At 60.4% G+C, this 25164-nt stretch carries 15 protein-coding genes; 7 read left to right on the top strand and 8 right to left on the bottom strand.

Features of this window, described 5'->3' with window-relative positions; all coding sequences use genetic code 11:
* The first annotated feature begins 397 nt into the window (after positions 1–397).
* Positions 398–1411, top strand: coding sequence for a phenylalanine--tRNA ligase subunit alpha (gene pheS / locus CFE428DRAFT_RS21470; RefSeq protein WP_006981753.1), 1014 nt, complete (start codon positions 398–400; stop codon positions 1409–1411).
* A gap of 3 nt (positions 1412–1414) precedes the next feature.
* Here pheS and CFE428DRAFT_RS21465 read toward each other — a convergent pair whose 3' ends face one another.
* The 8 genes from CFE428DRAFT_RS21465 to CFE428DRAFT_RS21425 form a co-directional block, all read right to left on the bottom strand.
* The gene (locus CFE428DRAFT_RS21465; RefSeq protein WP_006981752.1) at positions 1415–2314 is read right to left on the bottom strand and encodes a dienelactone hydrolase family protein; all 900 of its coding nucleotides are present in this window, start codon (positions 2312–2314) and stop codon (positions 1415–1417) included.
* Positions 2315–2537: 223 nt separating this feature from the next.
* On the bottom strand, positions 2538–3416 hold the full coding sequence (locus CFE428DRAFT_RS34155; RefSeq protein ID WP_006981751.1) for a nucleoside hydrolase: 879 nt from the start codon (positions 3414–3416) through the stop codon (positions 2538–2540).
* A gap of 339 nt (positions 3417–3755) precedes the next feature.
* Positions 3756–7331, bottom strand: a complete 3576-nt coding sequence (locus CFE428DRAFT_RS21450; RefSeq protein ID WP_006981750.1) for a glycosyl hydrolase family 28-related protein — start codon at positions 7329–7331, stop codon at positions 3756–3758.
* Positions 7332–7396: 65 nt separating this feature from the next.
* On the bottom strand, positions 7397–8263 hold the full coding sequence (locus CFE428DRAFT_RS21445; RefSeq protein ID WP_006981749.1) for a formylglycine-generating enzyme family protein: 867 nt from the start codon (positions 8261–8263) through the stop codon (positions 7397–7399).
* 41 nt (positions 8264–8304) lie between these two features.
* On the bottom strand, positions 8305–10332 hold the full coding sequence (locus tag CFE428DRAFT_RS21440; RefSeq protein WP_006981748.1) for a G8 domain-containing protein: 2028 nt from the start codon (positions 10330–10332) through the stop codon (positions 8305–8307).
* Between the two features lie 11 nt (positions 10333–10343).
* The gene (locus tag CFE428DRAFT_RS21435) at positions 10344–11657 is read right to left on the bottom strand and encodes a FecR family protein (protein ID WP_006981747.1); all 1314 of its coding nucleotides are present in this window, start codon (positions 11655–11657) and stop codon (positions 10344–10346) included.
* A complete protein-coding gene (locus CFE428DRAFT_RS21430) occupies positions 11654–12205 on the bottom strand; it encodes a sigma-70 family RNA polymerase sigma factor (protein WP_006981746.1) in 552 nt (183 codons plus the stop codon). Before CFE428DRAFT_RS21430 ends, CFE428DRAFT_RS21435 begins: the two co-directional genes overlap by 4 nt.
* Before the next feature lie 295 nt (positions 12206–12500).
* Positions 12501–13307 carry a hypothetical protein gene (locus CFE428DRAFT_RS21425; protein WP_162145299.1) on the bottom strand — a complete coding sequence of 269 codons (807 nt, stop codon included), beginning with the start codon at positions 13305–13307 and terminating at the stop codon, positions 12501–12503.
* 205 nt (positions 13308–13512) lie between these two features.
* Here CFE428DRAFT_RS21425 and CFE428DRAFT_RS21420 point away from each other — a divergent pair, with 205 nt between their 5' ends.
* The 6 genes from CFE428DRAFT_RS21420 to CFE428DRAFT_RS21395 all read left to right on the top strand — a co-directional run bounded on the left by CFE428DRAFT_RS21420 (position 13513) and on the right by CFE428DRAFT_RS21395 (position 25163).
* On the top strand, positions 13513–17199 hold the full coding sequence (locus CFE428DRAFT_RS21420) for a c-type cytochrome domain-containing protein (RefSeq protein WP_006981744.1): 3687 nt from the start codon (positions 13513–13515) through the stop codon (positions 17197–17199).
* 439 nt (positions 17200–17638) lie between these two features.
* Complete coding sequence (locus CFE428DRAFT_RS21415; RefSeq protein WP_006981743.1) at positions 17639–19249, top strand: sulfatase family protein; 1611 nt, start codon at positions 17639–17641, stop codon at positions 19247–19249.
* Between the two features lies 1 nt (position 19250).
* The gene (locus tag CFE428DRAFT_RS21410) at positions 19251–20696 is read left to right on the top strand and encodes a sulfatase family protein (RefSeq protein ID WP_006981742.1); all 1446 of its coding nucleotides are present in this window, start codon (positions 19251–19253) and stop codon (positions 20694–20696) included.
* Between the two features lie 24 nt (positions 20697–20720).
* Positions 20721–22079: a sulfatase family protein gene (locus CFE428DRAFT_RS21405; protein WP_006981741.1), complete on the top strand. Its 1359-nt coding sequence runs from the start codon at positions 20721–20723 to the stop codon at positions 22077–22079.
* Positions 22080–22112: 33 nt separating this feature from the next.
* The gene (locus tag CFE428DRAFT_RS21400; protein ID WP_006981740.1) at positions 22113–23666 is read left to right on the top strand and encodes a sulfatase family protein; all 1554 of its coding nucleotides are present in this window, start codon (positions 22113–22115) and stop codon (positions 23664–23666) included.
* Positions 23667–23693: 27 nt separating this feature from the next.
* Positions 23694–25163 carry a sulfatase gene (locus CFE428DRAFT_RS21395; protein WP_006981739.1) on the top strand — a complete coding sequence of 490 codons (1470 nt, stop codon included), beginning with the start codon at positions 23694–23696 and terminating at the stop codon, positions 25161–25163.
* Position 25164: the final 1 nt, after the last annotated feature.

The following is a 25164-nucleotide window of genomic DNA, read 5'->3' as shown; positions in this document are numbered from 1 at the left end:
CTGGCGTCGGCTCTATCCGGGGAGCGGTCGTTACTGTTTCCACTGTCTCGGCGGGGCCAAAAAATGCCGCTGAGGACGAGACCCAATACCAATAGCGCCACGCCGAGGGGCAGCCACGCTCTCAAGAATCCGCGGGAAAACATCGCGGAACTGCAGCAATTTTACGTAAAATGCGCAATTCGAAATTCAACGCCCCGTGCGAATTCTTAGGCGATGCTATGGCGCTGGACTTACCGGGCCAAATCCGGCAGCGCATTTGGCGGGCGCCCCGCCGTAAGTGGTGGTCTTTTCCTCCGTGGATTCGACGCAGACTTGCACCTCGCCCGGCACTCTGCATTCTCTCCTTCCCGCTTTTCTAGATTTCCCATCTCCCATCTCCCATCTCCAATCCCCGATAATGGACCAGCAACTCGAACAACTCCGCACTGAAGCTCTCGCCGCCATCGCCGGCGCGGCGGATGAAACCGCCGTGGAGCAGGCGCGCATCAAGTATCTTGGCCAGGCGGGTGCCCTCACCGTCGTGAGCAAGGGCATGAAGGATGTTTCCAAGGAGGACAAGCCGCGCATTGGCAAACTCCTGAATGACGTGCGCACGGCCGTGACCGCGGCGCTCGACGAGCGGAAGGCCGCGCTGCTGGCCAGTGCCGATGCCGCCGCTTTTGCCGGCGTGGACGTGACGCTGCCCGGGACCGCGTCGCGCCTCGGTTCATTGCACCCCATCACGCAGCTTCAGGATCGGGCCATCCAGATTTTCCGCCGCATGGGTTTCGCACTGGCGGATGGGCCGGACATCGAGACCGAGTGGCATTGTTTCGACGCGCTGAATACGCCCAAGGACCACCCGGCGCGCAACGAGCAGGATACTTTCTACATGCCGGATGGCCGCCTGCTGCGCACGCACACCAGCACCATCCAGATTCGCACCATGGAAAGCAGCGCGCCGCCCATCCGCATCATCGCGCCCGGCGCCGCCTATCGCCGCGACGAAGTGGACGCCACGCACCTCGCGCAGTTCAACCAGATGGAAGGCCTCTATGTGGCCGAAGGCGTAAGCGTGGCCGATCTCAAGGGCACGCTGGAGTTCTTTTTCCGCGAGCTCTTCGGCAGCGATGCGCAGTTCCGCTTCCGCCCGCATTTCTTCCCGTTCACCGAGCCGAGCTTCGAGGTGGATATCAAAGCCACCGCGCTCGGCGCGGCCGACAAATGGCTGGAGATCGCCGGCTGTGGCATGGTCGATCCGGCCGTGTTCGAGTCGATCAACAGCAAGCGCGGCGACACCGCCTACGACCCGGAAAAATACACCGGCTTCGCCTTCGGCTTCGGCCTCGACCGCCTGGCGATGATCATGTCCGGCACGCCCGATATCCGCTACTTCACGCAGAACGACCAGCGCTTCCTCGCGCAGTTCTGAAGGTTACCCCAGCGTCTTTTTGAAAAACGCCACCGTGCGCGACCAGGCGAGCTTGGCTGCGGCTTCGTCGTAGCGCGGGGTGGTGTCGTTGTGGAAGCCGTGGTTGACGTTCGGATACAGGTACTCTTCGTACTTCACCCCGGCTTTCTTGAGCGCGGCTTCGTAGGCGGGCCAGCCTTCGTCGATGCGCGTGTCGAGACCCGCGTAATGAATGCACAGTTGGGCCTTGATCTTCGGCACGTCGTCGGCTGCTGGTTGGCGGCCGTAGAAGGGGACGGCGGCGACGACGAGATCGGGCAGACGCACGGCCAGGGTATTGGCCATCCCACCGCCGAAGCAGAAGCCGACCACGCCGATCTTGCCGTTGCAATCCGGGTTCTTGGCGAGCCATTCCGCGGCGGCGATGAAGTCCTCGGTGATTTCCTCGGGCTTGCGTTTGGCCTGTAACTCCTTGCCCTTTTCATCATCGCCCGGATAGCCGCCGAGCGGCGTCAACGCATCGGGGCCGAAGGCGATGTACCCCTCGACCGCCACGCGCCGGACGACGTCCTCGATATATGGATTCAGTCCCCGGTTTTCATGCACCACGATCACTCCGGGGCGCTTGCCTTCGAGCTTCGCCGGTTTGGCGAGATAGCCCTTCATCTTCCCGGCGCCCTTCGGCGAATCGTATTCGTCCATCTCGGTTTTGAGCCGTGAATCGTCCTTCGCGATTTGCGTGGCCCACGCGTAATTCGGGCTCAGCATTTCGAGCAGCGCAGCTGCGGTGATGCCGCCGACGGCGAACTTGGAAGCGCGCTCGAAGAAGTCCCGTCGACCGATACGGCTATGGGCATAGTCGTCGTAGAGGTCGAGCAGTTCCTGGTCGAATTGGGACGCGGATGGACGATCGGACTGGTTCATGGTTGGGAATGGGGCAGAGGGTGGACGGAGAACGGGGGAGGCGAGCGGGGGAGAGGAGAGGCCGAAAAATAGGGAAAAGAGAAGGAAGAGGAAAGAGGAAAGGCGACACATGGGAGCGCGGATTGCAGACTTTCGACTCCGTGCCTGCCACCTCACCAACGGGCACTCCGCTCAAGAATGACGCGCGGGGGGCGGCTATTTATTTAGCCATGGTCGATGCAGCCTACGGCGCGCGGTGTTGCGGTGGTTGGGTAAGCAACTCGTTGAGGACCGATTCGATGTAGCGGTCGTTGGGGTGCCCGTCGGGGAGCTTTTTGAGAAGATACGATTGAGAAGCATCGGCTTTGGGCTGCCACTCGAAGGTCATATTTTCGTGCAGGTCCATGGTGCCGGACGTGCTCATGTCCCAATAGTCGCGCAGTCCGCGCACGGCGTAGAGCGTGGTGACGATATCCGCGACGTGCCGGTTTTTCTGCCCGCCAAAATAGTGGAAGTAAGCCATGCGCACTGGATTGTCAGCAGGCGTCTGCGCCAGGCACGCACCGGCCGTGAGTCCGCTCGGTACCGAGCCAATCTCGCGACCGACAAACACGACTGCTCCCGGCCAATGATGAATGACATCGAACGCCGAGGCAGCGTCCCGCTGAAAGTTCACGTTGCCCAGCTTCAGATCATCCTTCGGCGGCATACCGATGAAATTGCCGCCCATGCAAACCCATTTCGCGACCTTGGCTTTAACCAGATCGAGACCGCTGACGTGACCGTGCTTTTCCGGCAACTCGAGCAAATTCTTGAGATTCGTGAGATAGCCCACGGTGACGATCGTCACCGAATGATCGGGCTGCTTCTCGAGCACCGCGCGATAGATATGGGTGGCATCGGGAACATCCTCCGCGGATTTCACATGATTCGGAAAATCCGCCGCGATGTGGCTGACGTAGCGCGATTTCTCCAGCACGCCCGCGCCTTTCACCATGCCGAGCGGCAGATTCGGACGGCCATAGTAGGTATTGATCGCATCGACGGTGGCGGCGGAATTCGGATCGCGCACACTCACTACCGTTGCGAGGATCTCGCACTCCCCCCGATCGGCGAGGGGCATGGAGTACCGCCATGGCCCCGGCATCGTCGCAATCGGGTCTCCATATCGGTGTCGAAGAAGATCCGGGCGGGCGGCTCGGCGTGGCCCGACGTCGGGTAGGCCAGAAGACATGCGGCGGCGATAACGATGCAGTGGTAGCGCATGAAAGTAACTAGTGTATTTCGGCGCAGGTATTACAACATTTGTCTCGTTGGAAAACCCGCCTCCCCGAGGGCGGCGTATGTTTAATGATTTGCGCCGCACGACACTGGTGAGCTGTCATAACGGCGAGCTTCAGGAACAACGAGCTGCGAGTCGCAGGCGAGAAGCCCGCTGTCAACGAGAGGAAGGCCCCTATGTTTACAGCGCCGGAAAGATTCCCGGGTCGGTCCACCAGAGGCGGAAGCTGTCGTAGTCGTTGGTCACGGAGTTGGTGAGATCCGGAGCATCGCCGAATGACCATAGGCCGCCGCTCAAAAACCCGCCGGTATCGTCGAGCACGGCCGGATTCAGGGTGAAGGTCGTGGTGCCAAGTTGGTTGGTTGTCGTGGAAGTATCGATCGCGCCGGTGCCCGCGACCGCGAAGATTTTCTCGGTAGTGACGCCGGTCGCGGGATTGGTCGAGAAAGTGACGCCGATATGATAGATCTGCCCGGCGATAAATCCTCCTGGGTAGTTCCCGTAGAGGGTGACGCCACCGCCGCCCGTTCCGGTGATGATCTCCGCACGCAACTCCGAGGCGGTGACGGCGGCAAAGGTCAGGCGCAATCCGTGGGCAGAGTCGTTATTGCTGATGTCGAGAGGACGCATGAACCCCGAGCTAGGCGTCGCATGCGGCCGCACAAAGAAGTCGTAACCTCCGTTCACCAGCCATTGTCCGGTGCGGAAATCGAAGATGCGCCCCCACGATGTCCCGGTGGTGGTGGGCGTCACGTTGACGTGACCAGGATTTCCGCTCGTGCCGCGGTTGCATTCCAGATAGGCGCCGCTGGTGCTCGTAAGCGGCGCGTTGGAAACGATGGCGATGCTACACGTTCCGGTGCCTGCCGTGAGCGTGCCCATCGCTCCCGTATCGAACATGTCGGTCGCGCCACCGGTGCTTCCGGTCGAGCCCTTGAAACCCGCCTGCAGGACAATGGGGTCCACGTTCCACGTCGTGCCCACCGAGGCATGGCTTGCTCCGGGCAGCGTGGCGTTGGAATAAGGGAGGGGCGTGAGGGTGAAGGTGCCGAGGTTAAGCTGGTTCTGGAAGGCTGTGTAGTAAGTATCGGTATTGAGATAGGCGGGAGAGTTGGTGTTGGTCGTCGCGGTATTCACTGATTCGTTGGCGTCAAAAATTGTGCCGAGGAGGCCGGGGATATTCCTTTCGGTAAAAGTCTGATTCGAATCGAGACCCCAAGTATTGTAACCCTCTTTCATCCCGATGGCCGAGTCCGTTTGATTGGCAAAGTCCGAAAGGAGCACGTTCCGGCGGAATTCGACGCCGAGTACGAGTGAGCCCGCCAGCGCGCTCCCGGTGGTTTGATAGAGGGACGCCGAGACGGTGGAAGCCCAGGTCCCCGTGGTATCGAGAACCGCGTTATCGGCGACTACATCACTCCAACTCAGGTTCATGCGCCCGTACCAGCCCGAGGCCAGCGTATTCCGCTGGTCGGAACGGATGTAAATCGTGTTGCCCGTATTCTCGAGGATATTGTCCACCACCGCGCAGTCGTGGCTTCCCGTATAGATGGAAATCCCGCGCGGCTGGTCGCGGAAAATGTTGCCTTTCACCAATAATCGATCCGCCCAGTAACCACCGACCGAGTAGGTGCTACTGCTAGTCGGTATTTCGGCCCAAGGGGTGGTAACGGTAAGCGTATTGGCAGTATTGCTCGCGATGGTGCGCCATTGTCCGGTACCGGGGCCGTTGACGATAGCCACGACCTGGCCGGCCAGACCGGTGCCACTGACTGGCCAGTAGGTTCCGACGCCGCTGGAACTGGAGCCCGTCAAGGTAGTGGAGGTGGCGCTGCTGACCGTGCCGAAATCGTAGGGGGTAACCGCCAGGGAGTATTTGCTCGTGGTATTCGGTATTGTCGTCCAGGCCGTGCCGACAGTCAGCGTCGTCGCCGTGTTGGCGGTCACCGTCCCGGATTCCCCGGACCCGGTGCCGCTGGTGATCCGCACGGTCTGCCCGATGAAATAATTCACCGGCCACGCCTTGGTGGCGTCCGTCAGCGTGGTGGAAGTCGCGGCGCTCGCCGTTCCGAGGTCGGCGCCGTTCGGCGGGAGGTCCTGGGTGAGGACCGTCTCGCCGTCATTGTTGTATGACAGTGGGGTATTGACGGCGTCGAAGGTGTTGTTCAGCACCGTAGCGCAAGGCGGATGACCTGTCTCGACACCCCCTTGCTCATAGCAAGAAGTCCCAGTTCCGGGCCACAAGCCGTCGCGAGTGCAGTGATTGTTCTCAAAGAGAATATTTTGTATTCCGGAGATGAGAATCCGCTCGCGGTAATAGGGGCCATGATGGGTGAGCGTGTTATTGCGCACGACGGCATAGGTGGCCAGGCCGACCGTGGCGTCCACTGCAAAGAGCCCATGATCCATGTTGATGTTTTGCGCAAGTAGGTTGTGGCAGCCACCCTGTCCCATGCTGAACGAACCGCATTGAGCGTTGGGAGGCGCGCTAAAGCCGAAATTGAAATTTACATTGCTGCAAAACACCTCCGAGGCGACTAAGACGAAGATAGGCGGTGGGGTGGTGGAGGTCACCGATGCCGTTTGGTTGTAAGTAAAATCGAGCAATCCCTGCAGGCTCGAATTCGGTATGTAGTTCATTGCCCGGTTCGGGTAAGGCATACCGCTGGTCGCATCGTTGATCGTGGTACTGGTCACGCCCGCGCCCTTGACCACCACATGGCCCGGGAGTTGGATTTCGACATAAGCCGGTTGGTTAATCGTGACGCCCGCGCTGCCGATAAAGGTCATTGCTTCTCCGCTGTGGTTGATCAGGAATGTGCCGGCGGGAAGGTAGACGGTAGCTCCATTTGGGTGGAGGGCGGGATTGCCGGCATCGTAGATCGCCTGTTGGATGGCGTTGATTGAATTTGCCGCACCTGTCGGGTCCGCGCCATAGGCGAGACCGGTGTGGGGATTGGTGCTGGTCACGACGTTGATGACGTCGGCGGCGATATTCGCGAAGTCGGGTCCCCAAGGCACGCCGAGGTTGAAGACATCGGTCCCTCCGCTGCGGGCCGCGATCGTTTGTTCGCTCGGCGTCACGTCGAAAGGATTGGCCAGGCTGGCGTTGTGTCCGTAACCGTTGCTGACCTTGACGGTGAAGGTCCCGCTTGTTGGCAGCGTGGCGGGAGCGGTGACCTGGAGGACGTACGGATCGTTGGGATAAGTCGTAACTACCGTCGCCGGATAAGAATTAGTCCCACTCACGAAAGTCACAGTCGGTGAGGACCTCGGCAAGACCAGGTTGCGCCCGAAGATCCGGAAGGTGTAGCCAGGTGGCACCTCGGCAAACTCAAAGCTCATCGCCCGCGCGCGGTTGATGAAGACCGGCGTGCTCAGATTGGAGCTCGGATCCTTCACCCACACGGCGTAAAGTCCCAAAGGCAGCGCCTTGGTCAGCCGCACCGTGATCTCCTGGTTGGTGTTGGTCAGGAGCGGCGTGAGTTGCACATCGGGCACGAGGGAGGTGTCGGTCGGCAGCACCAGGTGCACCCAGACTTGCGCGCCGGTCGTGAAATTGTCTCCCTGAAGGTAAATCAGATCTCCGGGAGTTGCGCTCTCCGTCGAATTGAAAATGAGCGGCGCTGCCCAAAGCCGCGTGCCGTGGATGACCAGCAATGCCACCAGCAGGAAAAGCCAGTGGCATTTCTGAATGCCGTTTCGTGGCAAATGCCGGGTTGCGACGGAGGGGAAGGAAGTGATGGCTTGAGTCATAGGGGGAACTTTTTGGGGGGTGATGTTGAAAGAGCTTGCCGGAAGATCTCGGCGGAAGGCGGGCCTCACCTGCCTTCTGGCAAGGCCACGATCACGCGGAAGCCAGTCATCGCCAATGACTCAGTCGGCCTTCGCGTGGCCGCCCGGCAGTTCAGCGCGATCGCCGCATTCGCGGTGTAAGCGCCACCACGCACGACATGATTTTTCGGGTCCCCATCCTTCGGTCCGATGGGGTCGGTTCCATCTCCGAGGGGTGCTTCGACGAAATAGTCCCGCGTGAACTCGCGAATGTTGCCGAGCATATCGAATACACCCCAGGCATTTGCTGACTTCTGTCCACCGGGATGTGGTTTGCCACCCGAGTTCGCGCCGTACCAGGCTGCTTTATCCAAATCAGCGAGGGTGCCTCCGGTGTAATATGCCGTCTTGGTTCCGGCACGGCAGGCATACTCCCACTGCGCTTCGGTCGGGAGTTGCACATCCCGCCCGGCTTGCTTGCTGAGCTTGTCGCAGAAGTCCTGGGCGTTTTGCCAGGCGACGTTGTGCACCGGGAGATCATCGCCTTTGTTGCCGCTCGGATTTTCGCCCATCACCTTTTGATATTGCCCCTGCGTCAGTTCGAATCTGCCGATGTAAAACGGCTTGGTGATCGTAACCTGGTGCCGCTTCTCGAGGTTCGATTCCTTCTCCGTCTTCGCCTCGCCTGCGGGGCTTCCCATAACGAAAGTGCCCGCAGGAATGAGCACGCCCTCCCATTTCACGCCGCCGAGATCCAGCGTGAGCGTCGGTTCGAGATGGGTTCGCTGGGCATATTCGGCGATGGATTCTTTGCCGTCCCACTGGGGATACTTGCCGCTTCCCGCGGGTGTTTCCGCGTGGATGGCGTGGACGCAAACAAGGGCGATCGAGAGCAGCTTTGTCATCGTGTTCATAGGTCGATTGGAGGAGCGACGGGAAAGGCGTGTGTGCATGTTCATGGATGAACCGTCGCGGAGGGAATGCTGAGGATGTGGGGACGCTGTTCGATGTTTCCCGCGGCGTCCTCGGCGAACGCTTTCAGTTCCGTGCGCGCCGTCGTCGCCGGCAGGAGCGTTTCCCACTCGGCGAAATTTTCCCGCAATGCCCGCGCCTCGCCCCCGTTGACCAGCACACGCTTGACCACGCCATTGTCGCTGGTGGTGCCGCGCACGAGCCAGCCACGATCCGTTTGCGAGACGCTGGTGATGACGGTCTGCGGCGGGAGATCGTCCACCGGCTGCAACTCACCGGGATAGTCTGCGGCGACGGGCTGCTTGCCAGTCGGTTCCAGGTCTGGGTTGCGCGAAATGTCGTCGAGCGTCACGCGACGGTAAGCATGTCGAACATAGTTCGCTCTCCACATGACGTACTCCGCGTGATGCACGTCGAGCCCGTCCAGCATCACCGAGGGCGAACGCAAATGGAGCGGCCAGTGAACGTCCCAAGCCTTGAAATTGTGAATGACAAAGGGGTGCCGCCCATCAGGCCCGACGCCAGCCACATCACCCTTCAAGTCCGCACTGAAACCGCCGAGATTGAGGGAATGGCGGCGCTGGCAGTGCGCTTCATTATCCTCGAAGCGCACGAAGGGCAGCGTGCGGATGTCGGTCGCGCGACGCGTGCCGTCCGGCTGCGGGACATTGAGCGTGAGATTGAAATCCGCTGTGGGTGGGGCTTGGAAACGGTAGCCGTATTCGTCGCACTCGGCAGCGACGTTGCGCGTGAAGGTGTTCTCGCTGTTCGCCCACCAAAACCCCGCGCCATCATTGTGATCGAAGGGCAGGACTTGTTTCGGAAGAGGTTTCCCGGCGCAGGCCTGCACTGCCAGGTTGTGATCGAGCACATTGAAAACCTCCGTGCCGTCTTCCAAAAAGAACCCGTGCCCGATGCTCTGATAGCCGACGCAATCGCGCACAATGAGATAGTCCGTGCCGTGAATCGTGATCCAACGATTGCCGCTGTCCCAGATGCTCGCGCCGATGACCGACGCGCCCCGCATGGTGTCGCGGCAGAGGTGAAAATGAATGCTGTAACGCCCGAGCACGCCTTCCTTTCCGAGGTGCCGAAACTCCGTGTAGCTGATCGCGCCCGCCGAGCCGCGATGATACATCGTGTGCCCGCGCGCCTTTGCCGGATCGGCGGATTCGACGATGACGTTGCGGCTGAGATTCGCCACCTCGCCGCGATACGCGCCGTCGGCGATGTGCTCGAATGCGAGCGGTTGATCGAGCGTGAGCGTCGTCCCGTTCACTGCGCGGACGAGGCGTTCCTCGGTCTGGGTGTTATCGCGCACCGTCGGGCGGAATGTTTTGTATTCCTTGCTCTGCCGCGTCGTCGCGGTGAGAAAAACGCGATCGCCAACGCGCCAGCCGGTGACGGATTCCGCCAGCGTGATGACCGTATCGCCCACCTTCGCGGGCGCCCCGAGCTTCACCCAGGTGTGATTCAACTCCGCACCATGAAACTCCATCCGCCCCCCGCAATCCACGATCGCGGGGCAGGACTCCTTGTCCATGCCCTCGAAATACACCAGGCGGATCAACGCTGTGTGGTTGGCATCGATTGGATGTTCTGCGGTGCCGACTTCCAGGGCCGGCTTTGGCTGCGACGGGTCCACCTCCGGAAGGTGCGCGTCGCAGTCAAAGCCATCTTCAGTCGTGTTGTTTCCTGGTTGAATTTTGAGCAAACCAACTTCGAGGCAAGTGTCGCGATCACTCGCAAAGGTCAGGGTTCCGGCCACAAAAACCGTGCGCATGGCCTGCCTGGAATCCACATCGTAGACGACTCGGTGCCCGCCCCGAATCTGCACCTTCGCACCGGCTTGCGGCACCTTTTCCTCCTCCCAAGTCGTGGGGTCGGACCACCGTCCGCTTTGTGCGGACCGCGCGAGTGGCGGTTCAGTGGTCTGAGCGAAGGTCGCGAGCGAACAACATGTCAGCAGCGCGAGCGCCGACGATCGGATGAGACGATGGAGGGATTTCATGAAATTCAGGTTCACAACGCCTTCGCGGCGAGGCCGTACATGCCGCACGGCCTGCCGTCGGCTGTGCGGTTGGCCGGGCCAAGCGTGATCTTGCCGGCCTGCGGCACGGTGCGCTTCCACACCTCAAAGGATACATGCGGAGGCGACGCCGGATTGAGTTCGTCCAGAAAAAGTTCCTCGCCAGTGCGAGTGAAATTCTCGGTTAGCCACGGCTGGGGAATGCCTCGCCGCGGCATCAGTACAAACAACTCCACCGGCCGCGCTACCACGATCTCGATCGCGTAGGACGGCAGCTTGAGATCACCGAAAAACGTCTGCACGACGTCGGCGTTCAGTAACGATGCGGGAAATTCCTGCCCGCCGGCTGCGGCCCAGATGTATCGGCGATTGGTATAAACCATGGCCCCGGGACGCAATCCATGCGGCACGGTGCGATAGAAATGGTAGCCCTCGCTCGCACCGAAGTCGTCACTCACCGAGACAATGTTGCAGTCTGCCGGCGGCAGGTGCGTGGACCACTCGCCAGGTTTCAGGCTGCCTGTGATATTGACGATGCGCGCGAGAGACTGGGCCGCGTCCACCCGCACCGCTTCACCCTCCTCCAGCGCGGCAGCGTGCTGCGGTTTTCGGGGGTTGAACAACTCGACCCGGCCTTTGAGGACCATGACATCCGTAAGTCCATCGGGCTTCGCCTCGACTCCGAACCGGGTGCCCAGGTCCACGATCCGCGTCACCGGGGTATCGAGGACGAATCCTTTGCCATGCTCGCCCACATCCACCGTCACCTTGCCGTGCAAAACACGGGCGTGCATCGCATTCACAAAGCGAAGTTCCGCCGGACCGGACATTACCAGGTTCACGTCGGACGGCAGACGCAGATGCACCTCGCCACTGCGCACATCCAAGGAGTGGACCTTCACTTTCGTATGCTCCTGCAAAGCCACATTGGGCGATGCGAGGCCGGCATTGCCAGGTTGCACGATCTCGACTTCCACCGCCGTCGAACGCTCTGTCGGACGGGTCGCGAACCAGATTCCGATGCCGGCTAGCAGCACCAGGGCCGCAGCCGCCCACCGGCGCGGTGCCCCCCACTCGAGCCAATGGGAACGCCGCACGCCGCCAGGGTGAGGCGGAGAGAGAAGCTTCAGCGTTACGGGATTAATCGCCGCGAGTTCCTGCAGCTTCGCATTCACGGTGGAGAGATCGCGCAGCATTCGCCGCGCTTCGAAGTTTCCCCGCAGCAGCTTCTGCAATTGCCTGAAGTCGTCCTCGGCAAGCGTGCCATCGAGGTAGCCATGGAGCAGATCGAGTTCGTCCCGGGTCATGGCGTCTGCGCCTCCTGCGCAAGTGTGCGTTCAACGCACCGTAACAGCTCCTGGCGGATGCGGGCGAGCAGTTGGTACAGCGATGCTTCCGTGCGGCCCATCCGCCCCGCGAGGGACTTTATCGAGTGTTCCGGCGCATACGCTGCGAGCACCAGTTCGCCCCGGTCGCGCGGCAGCTTCGCGACGCAATCGTCCAGCGCGGCAAGCTGCGCATGTCGGACCGGCATTTCCTCCGCGCCCTCTTCCGCGAGTTTCTCCATGATATCTTCATCCAGCACCAGTCGATCGCGCGCATGGGCGCGGCGAAACGTCAGGATCTCATACCGTGCGATCAAACAAGCCCAGCGCGGAAACTGTGCCGCCTCCGTGAGCGTGGAAAACTTTCGCCACGCCACCAGGCTGATCTCCTGCATCACTTCATCGACATCCGCTGCCCGAGGCAGACAGGCATGCACAAATGCCCGCAGTCCCGGTTCATGGTGCGTGAACAACCGGAGGAAATCCTCATGCGGATCGCGCGATGCAAGCATGTTTTTGGCCGGTTCCATGGTAAGGTGATGAGCCGTCACTACATCACTGCCGATAGCCGGCCGATTTAACGAATTATTTTCAACAAGTTCGCCGCGGATGCTCGATCTCGGTTCCTCGGATTTGTGAACACATCAGGGTCAGTGTGGGAGTTCGTTGACGAATTGCGGGTGAGCTTAGCACCAGGATTTTCCGCGTTGTGCTGTTGCGGCGCATGCGTCGTGCGAGAGCGTCCATCGCTGGACGGCCTTCCGCTTGCCGGACGACAGTCTCGAGTTGCCGAGTGCTTCGGAAATCGAAAATGCCTAACGGCCTCTAGGGGACGAATGTCGGGGGTGTCGGGCTTCGATCGGGGAAACCAGCTCTACTATGTGGCAACGCCTTGGCGAATTGCGGGTGAGCTTTGAGCAGTTTCTCCCACCAGTCCTGATCTCCTTCCAATTCCTTGGGAATGCGGACGAAGTATCTTCCGAAATCTGACTCCTTATCCAGGAGGACGTGAACATCGTCAACCACCACATGGGTCAGGTTGAGATTCGCCCCTCCAAAGCTAAGGAGCACGCTTTCATCGTGAATGGTGTAACGACCTCGGTCTGCCCACCCGCCCTTTACGGTCACACGGCCTCGGTGAAGAAGCAGGCTGGTGACGCCGCGTCGGGGCGGGGGCTCCGAATAGTTCCCATCGATTCGGGAGTAATCAGGCGTTTCAGGTTCGATGATGGGAAAAAACCTCGGGTCCGTGGTGGCGAGGAAGGTGAACCGATATCGACCGACTTGATGCACGGTCTCCCGTCCATCCACCACCGTGATTTCAGGGATATCGGTTACCGGGGCGGTATTTTCGCGGAGGGTCGCGGCGATGCTGATCGTGTGATCCCCATTGCCCCTCGGCGTGAGAGTGAAGAGAAGATCCTTCTCGGTGTAGGTAGAGATGTGACCCGAGAGCGTGGCGAAACGTTGCTCAAACACGAAATTTTCGGGAGCCTGGAAATTGTTCGTTCGCGACGTGACGAGCACATTCACCCAGATGGGTGTGGCCGCGAGGACATTCGGCGTGGTTCGGGACGGGGAAGTCCACTCCTTCGGCTTACAGGCGGACAGCAGCACGAACAGCAGGCACACGATAATGACGGGGGACCGCTCCACGGACCACATGCTAACCGCCAGATACTCTGGTGCGAAGGAGAAAACCGTCGGATCGAAAGGCAGCCGAGTCCTGGCGTGACGTGCCGGGAGAGCGGCTGAGCTGCTGGCCCTTACGCAACCTCGTAAGTGCAAATTACCCCGGGAACGAGTTTACTCCACCGATTCCCTCATTTCGTTCCCCATGAAGCAACCGCTGCCGTTTTTCGTCTCCCTTTCGCTCGCTATGGCCGTGGCGGGGCCAAGTTCCACGCTGCGTGCGGCGGAGGCGGTGGATTATGCGGCCAAGGTCGCGCCTATTTTCCAGGAGCGTTGCGTGGATTGCCACGGGGGTGACGACGCGGATGGCGACTTCAGCCTGGAGACGTATCAGGACCTGATCAAAGGCGGCAAGGCGGGGAAGGTGATCGAACCGGGGAAAGCGCAGGATTCGCTGCTGGTGAAATTCATCGAGGGGCGCAGTGGCAAGGAGGGGAAGAACAAATTCATGCCGCCGGGGAAGAAGGAGCATCTCAAGCCGGAGGAGATCGCGCTCATTCGCCAATGGATCGATGCCGGGGCGCAGCCGCCCGTCGCGCCGATGAAGCTCGCGGACGTGCTGGCGACCCTGCCGAAGATTGCGCCGAAGGCTGCGCATAAGAAAGCGATCCAGGCGCTGGCCTTTTCGCCGCAGGCCAAGGTGATCGCGGTGGGAACGTATGCGACGGTGCAGTTGCTCGATGCTACGACTCGCGAACCGGTGCGGACGATCGAAGGGGTGGAGGGCAAGGTGAATGCGCTGCGCTTTTCGAAGGATGGCTCGATGCTCTTCGCCGCGGCGGGCGATCCGGGCATCGGCGGTATCGCCTATCAGTGGAAGGTCGCCGACGGTTCGCTGGTCCACAAATTCGAAGGGCACAAAGACGCCCTCTATGCGCTGGCGCTTTCGCCCGATGGCCAGACGCTGGCGACCGGGAGTTACGATCAGAAGATCAAGCTTTGGAACGTGGCCGATGGGAAGGAGATCCGCACGCTGACCGGGCACAACGGCGGGGTGAATGCGCTGAGCTTCCGCCCGGATGGCAAGGTGCTGGCCAGCGCGAGCGTGGATCGCACGGTGAAGTTGTGGGACATGGCCGAGGGCAAGCGCCTCGACACGCTTTCGCAGCCGCTGAAAGAGCAGTCGGCCGTGGCTTTTTCCCCGGATGGCAAGACGCTGGTGGCCGGCGGCGCGGACAACCGTATTCGTGTGTGGAAGGTGAGCGACCAGGCGGAGGAGGGGAGCAATCCGCTACTCTACACGCGCTTCGCGCATGAAGGGGCGATTTTGAATCTGGCGTATTCGCCGGATGGCAAACAGCTCGTCTCCACGGCAGCGGATCGCACGGTGAAAGTGTGGAATGCCGCGGACGTAACGGAGCAGCTTCTGCTCGAGACGCAGCCGGATTGGTCGCCGGGATTGACCTTGCTCGATGGCGGAATACTCGCGCTCGGGCGTCTCGATGGTTCGCTGGCGTTTTACAATTCCACCACGGGCAAGCCGGCCAAGGCGCCGAAGCCGATGGTCACGGCGGCGATGGCCAAACCGGCGAAACCGGCCATGCCGCCGGTTCCGGAAATCGCGCTGCTGGAGCCGCGTGGCGTGCAGAGCGGCACGACGACGAAGGTGAAGCTGCGCGGCAAGAACCTGGCCGGCATCAAGGAGGTGAAATTCAGCGTCGCGGGATTGAGCGCGACGGTGGCCCAGGATGAAAAGGGCATGGGCGCGGAATTGACGATCACCGCGGAGGCCAAGGTGCCACGCTCGCCGGTCGAAATGAGTGTGATCACCGCGACGGGGGAATCGGCGAAGCAGAAGCTCTTCGTGGATTATCTGCCGCAGATCGTGGCGCCGGCCGCGCAGGAATCGGTGACGCTGGACAAGCTGCCGATCAATGTGTGGGGTACGCTGGCCGGGACAGGGCAGCAGGACAATTATCGCTTCCACGCAAAGAAAGGCGAGACGGTGATCTTCGATCTCGCGGCCAAGCGGCTCGAATCGAAGATGCAGACCCCGCGTCTCGAGATTCTGGACGACGAGCACAAGCTCGTGGCGGCGAACAACGGTCTCGATAGCGGCGCGGATCCTTTCCTCGCCTTCACGGCGCCGCACGATGGCGAATACACCGTGCGCGTTTTGGAGATCACGCTGGAGGGTTCGCCGGCGCATATTTATCGGCTGACCGCGGGCGTACTCCCGTACGTCACTGGTTGGTGGCCGCTGTCGGTGCCGGCAAATTCCGACGCGACGATCCATCTCGTGGGCTACAACCTCGCCGGCGAAACGATGAAGGTGAAGGCCGGCGCGGATGGCGAGGTCAAGCTGCCGCTGGACACGGACGCGTATCGCAGCCGGGTGAGCATGCGGGTGCTGGCCAGCACGATGCCGGAGATCCTGGAGCAGGAGCCGAATGATACGCCAGGCCATGCGCAGCCGATTACGATTCCCGCTTCGGTCAATGGCCGGCTTTATGTCAAAGACCAGCCGGATACGCCGGACGCGGATCTTTATAGTTTCGAGGCGGAGAAGGGGCAGCAACTGGTGATCGAGACGCGCGCCGCCATGCTCGGCTCGCCCGCGGATACCAAGATCGAAGTGCTCGATACGAAGGGTGAACCGGTGCCGCGGATGTTACTGCAGGCGACGAAGGATTCGTGGCTCACCTTGCGCAGTGCGGATGCGAGTTCGGCGGGCATTCGACTCGGGCAATTCGCGGAGATGGAGCTGAACGATTACATGTATTTCAACGGCGAGATCGTGAAGATCAGTCGCCTGGCGCGCGGGCCGGATGCGGACATGGTCTTCTACACCCGCAATAACGTGCGCCGCGCCTATTTCGATACCAGCGGCGCGGGTCACGGGCTCGACGAGCCATGCTACGTCGTGGAGCCGAAGCCGATCGGCTCGAAGATCGTGCAGAACGGGCTGCCGGTATTTACGTTGAATTATGCGAATGACGATGACGGCGAGCGGGAGCTTGGGAAGGATTCGCGGCTGCTCTTCACCGCGCCGGCGAAAGGGCGCTACATCGTGCGTGTGACGGACACTCGTGGCTGGAGCGGCGAGCGGTTCACCTATCGACTCATCGTGCGGCCGCCGGAGCCGGATTTCACGGTTGCGCTGGCGAGCAAAGGGGCGATGAACATTCCCGTGGGCAGCGGTGAGCAATTCGTGGTGAAAGTCGACCGCAAGGACGATTGGGAAGGGGACGTGCGCGTGGATGTGAGCAATGTGCCGGACGGTTTCTATGTGACGACCCCGGTTGTGGTACAGGCTGGGCATCTCAGCGCCACGGGGTCCATTTATGCATTGCCAGGGGCGAAGCAAGGTGCGGCCGATTTCAGCAAGATGAAGCTGTCCGCCACCGCGATGGTGAATGGCAAAGAGACGAGCAAACCGGTGCTCGGACTGGATCCGATTTCCGTGGTCGCGCCGGCCAGGCAGGTGCTCTTTATCGAACCGGATGTCGCGGGCAAGCCGGCTGGTGACGGCAAGACCGTGCCGGCCAAGCCGTACGAGTTGACGCTTGCGCCGGGAGATCGCGTCTCGGCCTGGCTGCGCGTCGATCGCCACGGCAATGAAGCGATCATTGCCCTCGATGTCGAAAACCTCCCGCATGGAGTGATCGTGGATAGCATCGGCCTGAACGGCGTGCAGATTCGCGCGAACGAAAACGAGCGCGAGGTTTTCCTGAGCTGCGCGAAATGGGTGCCCGAGCAGGATCGCCTCATTCAAGTCGTGACCGGCAACGCCGGCGCGAATGAGAGCATCGAAGGATTGGAATCGAGCTTCCCGGTGCTGTTGAAGGTGCGCAAAGCGCCGAAGGCAGTAGCGATGGGCGCAAAGCCCTAAGAGACTGTGAAATAAAACCGTTTCCTTTCGCGTGTCATTCTGAGCGGAGCGCCCCGGTGGTGAGGTGGCGGGGCGCGGAGTCGAAGAACCCCGTCGCTCCACCGGCGATTGTTTCTGGTAAAGCGGCGGGGTTCTTCGACTGCGTTCCAGTCGTTACACTCCTTCCACTCCGCTCAGCAAGAATGACACGCAAAGAGGGAGCGCGGGTTATTTCACAATCGCCAAGGATATTAGCTTGGATTCGGAAGGATGCGACAGCGTCTTGGAGCACTGCGGTGTTCCGCCTCTTATTTGCCGTATTTGGGTGGCGCGACATTGGTCTCCGAATCGCCTCCGTTCTTGCTAAGAATTTGAGTGCATCTCGGTGGGAAGCTGAGAGAAAGCTGCAACCCTCCGTTGCCTGGAGGGTTTGCTCGATTCTCCACCCGTTCCTTTGCCCATGATCCCGCACCTCTTCCCCCGCAGTGTTTGCTTTGCTATTACCGTTTGCTCGCTGGCCGTGGCCGTGGCTTTGCCGCGCGCGCACGCGGCCAATCCGAACATCATCTATATTCTCTGCGATGACCTCGGTTACGGCGATGTGAAATGCCTGAATGCCGAGGGCAAGATCGCGACGCCCAATATGGATCGCCTCGGCAAGGCGGGGATGATCTTCACCGATGCCCACTCGAGCTCGGCGGTGTGTTCGCCCACGCGCTACGGCATCATCACCGGCCGCTACAATTGGCGCTCACCGTTACAGAGCGGTGTGCTTGGCGGGTTGAGCCCGCGATTGATCGAGCAGGGACGCATGACCGTGGCGAGTATGCTCAAGGAGCACGGTTACGCCACAGCTTGCATCGGCAAATGGCACCTCGGCATGGATTGGGCAAAATTGCCGGGCAAGGACGTGACCGAATTGAGCGTGGAAAAACCGGATCAGGTGCACAACGTCGACTACGCTGCGCCCATCAAGAATGGGCCGAACAGCGTTGGCTTCGACTACTATTACGGCATCTCGGCGTCTCTCGACATGGTGCCATACACTTTCATCGAGAACGATCACGTGACGGTGCTCCCCACGGTGGATAAATCGTTTCCGTTTACGGAGGGGCGCGAGAGTCATCCCACCCGCCCGGGTCCCGCGGCGCCAGGTTTTGAACCGCGAGACGTGCTGCCGACGCTCACACGCAAGGCGGTGGATTACATCGGCCAGCGCACGAATGACGCCCAGAACGGCAAACCGTTCTTCCTTTATCTACCGCTAAATTCTCCCCACACGCCGATTGCGCCGAGCGCGGAGTGGCAGGGGAAGAGTGGGATCAGTCCTTATGCCGATTTCGTGATGGAAACGGACTGGGCAATCGGCGAAGTCCTGAGGGTCCTCGAAGAAAAAGGCTTGGCGGACAACACGATCGTTTTCATGGCGAGCGACAATGGCTGCTCGCCGAGTGCGGATTTCGCGGAACTCGCCGAGAAGGGGCATCACCCCAGCTATGTCTTCCGCGGACACAAGGCGGATATCTTCGATGGCGGCCACCACATTCCGTTCCTGGTTCGCTGGCCGGCTAAGATCAAGGCGGGCTCTACTTCGGATCAAGTCGTGTGCCTCACGGATTTCATGGCGACCTGCGCGGATGTGCTGGGGATCAAGCTTCCGGACAACGCGGCGGAGGATAGCGCGAGCCTGCTGCCAGTCCTGGAGGGCAAGGCGGACAAACCGATCCATGAAGCGGTCGTGCATCATTCGGTGAATGGTTCCTTCGCCATTCGGCAGGGGAATTGGAAACTCGAGCTCTGCCCGAGTTCCGGCGGCTGGAGCGATCCGCGGCCCAAGACTGCGGCGGCGAACAAGCTGCCGGCGGTGCAGCTTTACGATATGTCGGCGGACATCGGCGAACGGAAGAACGTCGAAGCCGAACATACCGAAGTCGTCGATCGCCTCATCCGGTTGATGGAAAAATTTGTCGCCGACGGCCGAACCACTCCGGGCGCCAGGCAGCAGAACGATGTGCCGATCAAGCTTTGGAAAGAGCGTGATTTCAAGGCGCCATCGGGCAATGCGGACTAATATGAAATCCTCCACGATTCAATCAGTGTCGTCGCGCCGAGTCGCGGGGACATTCCTCTTGTCGCTGCTGTGCTGGCTGGTGGCCATGCCATCGCCCGCCGCGGAGAAGAAGCCGAATATCCTTTTCGTCATCGCTGACCAATGGCGCGAACAGGCTTTGGATTCGCCGGCGATCCCAACGTCAAAACGCCGAACCTCGATGCGTTGGGCCAAAGTCAGCGTTCGCTGTTTCAACGCCGTTTCCGGGATGCCGGTGTGCTCGCCGATGCGGGCCTCGATGCTCACCGGCCAGCGTCCGCTCACGCACGGGGTATTCATCAACGACGTGCCGCTCGATCCGAACGCAGTGACGATCGGCAAGGTCCTGGGTAATGCGGGTTACGATACGGCTTTCGTTGGGAAGTGGCACGTGGACGGCCATGGCCGCCTCAGCTTCATTCCACGCGAGCGCCGGCAGGGCTTCGATTATTGGAAGGTGCTCGAGTGCACGCACAATTATACGGATTCCATTTTCTATGGCGATACGTCGGACAAACTCCACTGGTCCGGTTACGATGCCATCGATCAGACGCACGATGCGCTGCAGTATCTGCGCGAGCATGCCAAATCGGAAAAGCCCTTCGTGCTCTATCTGGCGTGGGGACCGCCGCACGATCCGTATCTCACCGCGCCGGAAAAATATCGGGCGCTCTACGACCCGAACAAATTGACCCTGCGCGGCAACGTGACGGAATCGATGATGGCGTATGCGCACAAAAATCTCGCCGGCTATTATGCGCACTGCAGCGCGCTGGACGATTGCATCGGCGAGATTCGCGCGACGTTGAAGGAAACCGGTCTGGATGAGAATACGATCCTCGTTTTCACCGCGGATCACGGCGACATGCTCGGTTCGCAGGGATTGATGAAAAAGCAAAAGCCGTATGACGAATGTGCCCGCGTGCCCCTGCTTTTCCGCTGGCCGCGCGCTTTCGGCGACAAGCCGCGGGAACTCGATGCGCCGGTCAATTCCGAAGACCTCATGCCGACGCTGCTTGGCCTGTGCGGCGTGCCGATTCCCAAATCCGTGGAAGGGCTCGATTACAGCAAGTATTTGCAGGGAGGCGCGAATCCCGGTGACGGCGCGACGGTGCTGACCTGTGCCGCGCCATTTGGAGAATGGGACCGTCGCAAGGGCGGGAAGGAGTATCGGGCCATCCGTACGACGCGCTATACTTATGCCCGCGATCTCAACGGGCCGTGGCTGCTCTTCGACGACCAGGAAGATCCCTTGCAAATGCACAATCTCGTCGGCGATCCGGCCCATACGGAATTGCAGGCGAAGCTCGACGATTGGCTGAGGCGCAAGCTGCGGCAGGAGAACGATGAATTCCTCCCCGGAGATGAATACATCAAGAAGTGGGGCTGGAAAGTCGACGCCAACGGTACTGCCCCGACGGCTCCGTGATTGGATAACCAGAACGCTAAATCGATGAAACTAACCGCCTTGTTTGGGTCCATGATGTTCGCCGTGGCGCTCACCTGCAGCGCCTTCGCCGTGGACGCATCGAAACCGAATATCATCGTTATCCTCGCCGACGATCTGGGACGCGGCGAATACAGCGACTTCGGCACAAAAGATATTCAGACCCCGAATATCGACCGCCTTTGCCATGAAGGGCTGACCTTCGATAACTTTTACGCCAATAGCTGTGTGTGTTCGCCCTCGCGTGCGGCGTTGATGACCGGTTGTTTTCCCAATCGGGTCGGTGTGCCCGGAGTGATTCGCGAGGAGGACCAGGACAACAATTGGGGCTGGCTTGCGCAGGGCGTGAGGCTGTTTCCGCAGTTGCTGAAGCCGGCGGGTTATCAATCGGCCATCGTGGGTAAATGGCACTTGGGCATCAATTCACCGAACACGCCGACCGAACGCGGGTTCGATCGTTTTGACGGATTCCTCGGCGACATGATGGATGACTATTGGACGCACCTGCGCCATGGGCAGAATTTCATGCGCCACAACCAGGAAGTCGTATCCCCGGAAGGACACGCGACGGATGTTTTTACGGACTGGGCGCTTCGCTACCTCGACGAACGCAGCAAGAGCAAGGAACCATTCTTCCTCTACCTCGCTTACAACGCGCCGCACGACCCCATCCAGCCGAAGCCCGACTGGCTCGCAAAAGTGAAAGCACGCGAGCCGGGGCTTTCGGAAAAGCGGGCGAAGCTCGTGGCGCTGATCGAGCACCTCGACGATGGAATCGGCAAGGTGCTGGCCAAACTCGACGAGACCGGGCTCGCGAAGAACACGATCGTCCTATTCTCCAGTGATAACGGCGGTGTTTTGTCGAACGAGGCGAACAATGGACCGTGGCGCAGCGGGAAGACTCACATGTACGAAGGCGGCTTGCGAGTGCCGTGCATGGTGCGCTGGCCTGGTCACGTGGCGCCGGGAACACACTCGAATCGTGTGGCGTTGCTCATGGATATCCTGCCGACCGCGCTCGAGATCGTCGGGCAAACGCCTCCGCCAAATATCGATGGGGTCAGTTTTCTGCCGACGTTGCTTGGCGAAACGCAGCCGGAACCGGTGCGGGATCTTTATTTCGTCTGGCGCGAAGGTGGTTTGTTGCACCAGGGCGATGCGACGGAGGCATTGCGGCAGGGTGACTGGAAACTGGTGCGTGATAACGTCTTTGCCCCGATCGAACTCTACAATGTGAAGGACGATCCGAAAGAAACCACCGATCTCGCGAACAAGGAAAAGAGCACCTACCGAAATCTCAGTGTCGCCCTGCGCCGCCAGATTCAGCGGGGCGGAGGCGTTCCTTGGCAACCTCCGGCGAAGTGAGGGGTTGTAGCACCTGCCAGAACTCAAAAACCCATGCTCCCCACCAAGTTGATCAGGTTCACTGTCTCGGCTCTCACCCTCGTTTTTGTTTCCGCGGCTACGGCGGCAGACGCCGGGGCGAAGCGGCCCAACATCGTTTTCATCTTTGCCGACGATCACGGCTATCAGGCGATCAGCGCCTACAATGATCCGCGGCATCTGAACGAGACGCCGAATATCGATCGGCTCGGGAAGGAAGGCATGCGCTTCGACCGCTGCCTGGTGCCGAATTCGATCTGCGGACCATGCCGCGCGACCGTGCTTACCGGTAAATACAGCCATCTCAATGGCTTCTTCAATAACTCGGGAAACAAGTTCGATGGTTCGCAGATGACCATGCCGAAGCTGATGCAGGCGGCGGGTTATCAGACTGCCATGATCGGCAAGTGGCATCTCGTGACGGATCCTACCGGTTTCGATTTCTGGCAGATCCTCCCGGGGCAGGGGGTGTACTACAATCCGCCGATGATCCGCAACGGCCAGCGCATCAAGATGGAGGGATACGTCACCGATATCATCACGGACACGGCGATCGATTGGATGAAGAACCGGGACAAATCGAAGCCCTTCCTGCTCATGTGCCACCACAAGGCGCCGCATCGTGAATGGGAACCGAATCTCAAGTATCTCGATACGGACGGGGACCGGAAATACGCGGAACCGGAGACGCTCTTCGATGACTACTCAGGCCGCGGCAAAGCGGAGCACGAGCAGGACATGATGATCAAGCAGACGATGAACGATAAGGACATGAAGCTCGTTCCTCCGCCGCAGCTCACCCCGGAGCAGAGAAAACCCTGGGACGCCTACTACGAGCCGCGCAATGAGGCCTACCGCAAAGCCAACCTGAAGGGCGACGACCTCACTCACTGGCGCTACCAGCGTTACATGCACGACTATCTTGCCTGCATCAAATCCGTGGACGAGAGCGTGGGCCGGATTCTTCAGTATCTCGAAGAGGCCGGTCTCGCGGAGAACACCATCGTGATTTATTCATCGGATCAGGGCTTCTATCTTGGCGAACACGGCTGGTTCGATAAACGGTGGATCTTCGAGGAATCGCTGCGCGCGCCGTTGCTCATTCGCTGGCCGGGTGTGACCAAGCCGGGCAGTGTGTGCAAGGACATGGTTTCCAATGTCGACTTTGCGGAGACGTTCCTCGATGCTGCCGGAGCGCCCGTGCCTGCCGAGATGCAAGGGCACAGCATGGTGCCGGTACTGCATGGCCGGACGCCGGCAGATTGGCGGAAGAGCTTTTACTACCACTACTACGAGCATCCGGCGGTCCATCAGGTGGCGCGGCACTACGGGGTCGTGACCGATCGTTACAAGCTCGTCCATTTCTACGAGCCGGAGTTCAATTACTGGGAATTGTTCGATTTGGAAAAAGATCCGCACGAGCTGAAGAGCGTCTACGGCAATTCCGAATACGCCGATGTGCAGAAGCAACTCGAGGCGGAACTGGCCAGGCTGCGGACGGAATTGAAAGTGCCGGAGCAGGATCCTCCCGCATCCGTGTTGCCGGTGAGAGACCGCAAGCCAGACTAAACTTTCCCAACCCCACGCATTCCCCCCATGAAAAAGACACTCCTCGCGATCGGTCTGTGCTTCGCGGCATTGGCCCTGCATGCCGCGGATAAGAAACTGAACGTGCTCTTCATCGCGGTCGATGACATGAACAACGACCTCGGTTGCTATGGCAGTCCGCTGGTGAAATCACCGAACATCGATCGTCTGGCGAAGCAGGGGGTGCGCTTTGAGCACGCCTATTGCCAGTATCCGCTCTGCTCGCCGAGCCGGTCATCGCTCATGACGGGGCTGCGGCCCAGCACCACGCGGGTGTTCGATTTGCAGTATCATTTCCGGCAGGATCTGCCGGACGTGGTGACACTGCCGCAGATGTTCATGAAGGCAGGTTACTACTCCGGACGCGTCGGGAAGATCTATCATTACGGCAATCCGAACGACATCGGCACGAGCGGCTTGGACGATCCCGCTTCGTGGCAGGAGCACGTCAATCCCGCGGGCCGCGACAAGACCGCGCTCGAGCCGGACGTGATGAATTACACGCCGCAGCGAAAAGGGCTCGGCGCGGCGATGGCCTTCCTCGCCGATAAAGAAGGCAAGGATGAAGAACACACCGATGGGAAAGTCGCGACCGAAGCCATCCGTTTGCTGGAGGCGCACAAGGACAAGCCGTTCTTCCTCGCCGTGGGCTTTTACAAGCCGCATTGCCCGTGGATCACGCCGGGCAAGTATTTCGACATGTATTCCATGGATGCGATCAAGTTGCCCGAGATCGCGCCGGATTTTAAAAAGAACGCGCTGGAGCCGTCTCTCGCTTCGACCAAACCCTGGCCGTACATGGGTGTGACGCCAGACCAGGCGCGCGAGTGCAAGCGCGCCTATTACGCGGCGATCTCGTTTGTCGATGCCCAGATCGGGCGCGTGCTCGATGCGGTGGATCGGCTGGGCTTGCGCGACAATACGATCATCGTTTTCTGGAGCGATCACGGCTATCACCTCGGTGAGCATGGCCTATGGATGAAGATGAGCCTGTATGAGGAAGCGGCGCACGTGCCGGTGATCATCAGCGTTCCGGGACAGAAGACTGTGGGACAGGCTTCCCCGCGCACGGTGGAGTTGGTCGACCTTTATCCGACGCTGGCTGACCTCGCCGGGCTGACGCCGACGCCGGGACTGCAGGGATACAGCCTGCGCCCGTTGATCGAAAATCCAAACGCGACCTGGTCGCACGCCGCTTACACGCAAGTGGAGCGGGGTAAATTCCCCGGCTACAGCATCCGGACGGAACGCTGGCGTTACACGGAATGGGACGACGGCGCGAAAGGGCGCGAGCTTTACGACCAGGAGGCCGATCCGCACGAGCTGACCAATCTGGCCGAGGATCCGAAGTCCGCGAGCACTGTCGCGGAGCTGCACGAGTTGGTGAAGAAGAACTGGCCGGAACGCATCGTCGGTGGCAAGGCGCAGCCGGGCTTTCGCGAGAAGTTGTTGCAAGAAACGCCGGCCAAACCGGAATAAA

This window comes from Chthoniobacter flavus Ellin428, assembly GCF_000173075.1.
Lineage (GTDB): Bacteria > Verrucomicrobiota > Verrucomicrobiia > Chthoniobacterales > Chthoniobacteraceae > Chthoniobacter > Chthoniobacter flavus.
The sequence above is the reverse complement of the archived record's forward strand: the minus strand, read 5'-3'. Positions and strand labels throughout refer to the sequence as shown.

Excerpts from the sequence above, each read along its gene's own strand:
- CFE428DRAFT_RS21395 (WP_006981739.1), top strand. The coding sequence starts at position 23,694 with ATGAAAAAGACACTCCTCGCGATCGGTCTGTGCTTCGCGGCATTGGCC.
- CFE428DRAFT_RS21415 (WP_006981743.1), top strand. The coding sequence starts at position 17,639 with ATGATCCCGCACCTCTTCCCCCGCAGTGTTTGCTTTGCTATTACCGTT.
- CFE428DRAFT_RS21465 (WP_006981752.1), bottom strand. The coding sequence starts at position 2,314 with ATGAACCAGTCCGATCGTCCATCCGCGTCCCAATTCGACCAGGAACTG.
- CFE428DRAFT_RS21440 (WP_006981748.1), bottom strand. The coding sequence starts at position 10,332 with ATGAAATCCCTCCATCGTCTCATCCGATCGTCGGCGCTCGCGCTGCTG.
- CFE428DRAFT_RS21430 (WP_006981746.1), bottom strand. The coding sequence starts at position 12,205 with ATGGAACCGGCCAAAAACATGCTTGCATCGCGCGATCCGCATGAGGAT.
- CFE428DRAFT_RS21410 (WP_006981742.1), top strand. The coding sequence starts at position 19,251 with ATGAAATCCTCCACGATTCAATCAGTGTCGTCGCGCCGAGTCGCGGGG.
- CFE428DRAFT_RS21435 (WP_006981747.1), bottom strand. The coding sequence starts at position 11,657 with ATGACCCGGGACGAACTCGATCTGCTCCATGGCTACCTCGATGGCACG.
- pheS (WP_006981753.1), top strand. The coding sequence starts at position 398 with ATGGACCAGCAACTCGAACAACTCCGCACTGAAGCTCTCGCCGCCATC.
- CFE428DRAFT_RS21450 (WP_006981750.1), bottom strand. The coding sequence starts at position 7,331 with ATGACTCAAGCCATCACTTCCTTCCCCTCCGTCGCAACCCGGCATTTG.
- CFE428DRAFT_RS21400 (WP_006981740.1), top strand. The coding sequence starts at position 22,113 with ATGCTCCCCACCAAGTTGATCAGGTTCACTGTCTCGGCTCTCACCCTC.
- CFE428DRAFT_RS21405 (WP_006981741.1), top strand. The coding sequence starts at position 20,721 with ATGAAACTAACCGCCTTGTTTGGGTCCATGATGTTCGCCGTGGCGCTC.
- CFE428DRAFT_RS21420 (WP_006981744.1), top strand. The coding sequence starts at position 13,513 with ATGAAGCAACCGCTGCCGTTTTTCGTCTCCCTTTCGCTCGCTATGGCC.
- CFE428DRAFT_RS34155 (WP_006981751.1), bottom strand. The coding sequence starts at position 3,416 with ATGCCCCTCGCCGATCGGGGGGAGTGCGAGATCCTCGCAACGGTAGTG.
- CFE428DRAFT_RS21445 (WP_006981749.1), bottom strand. The coding sequence starts at position 8,263 with ATGAACACGATGACAAAGCTGCTCTCGATCGCCCTTGTTTGCGTCCAC.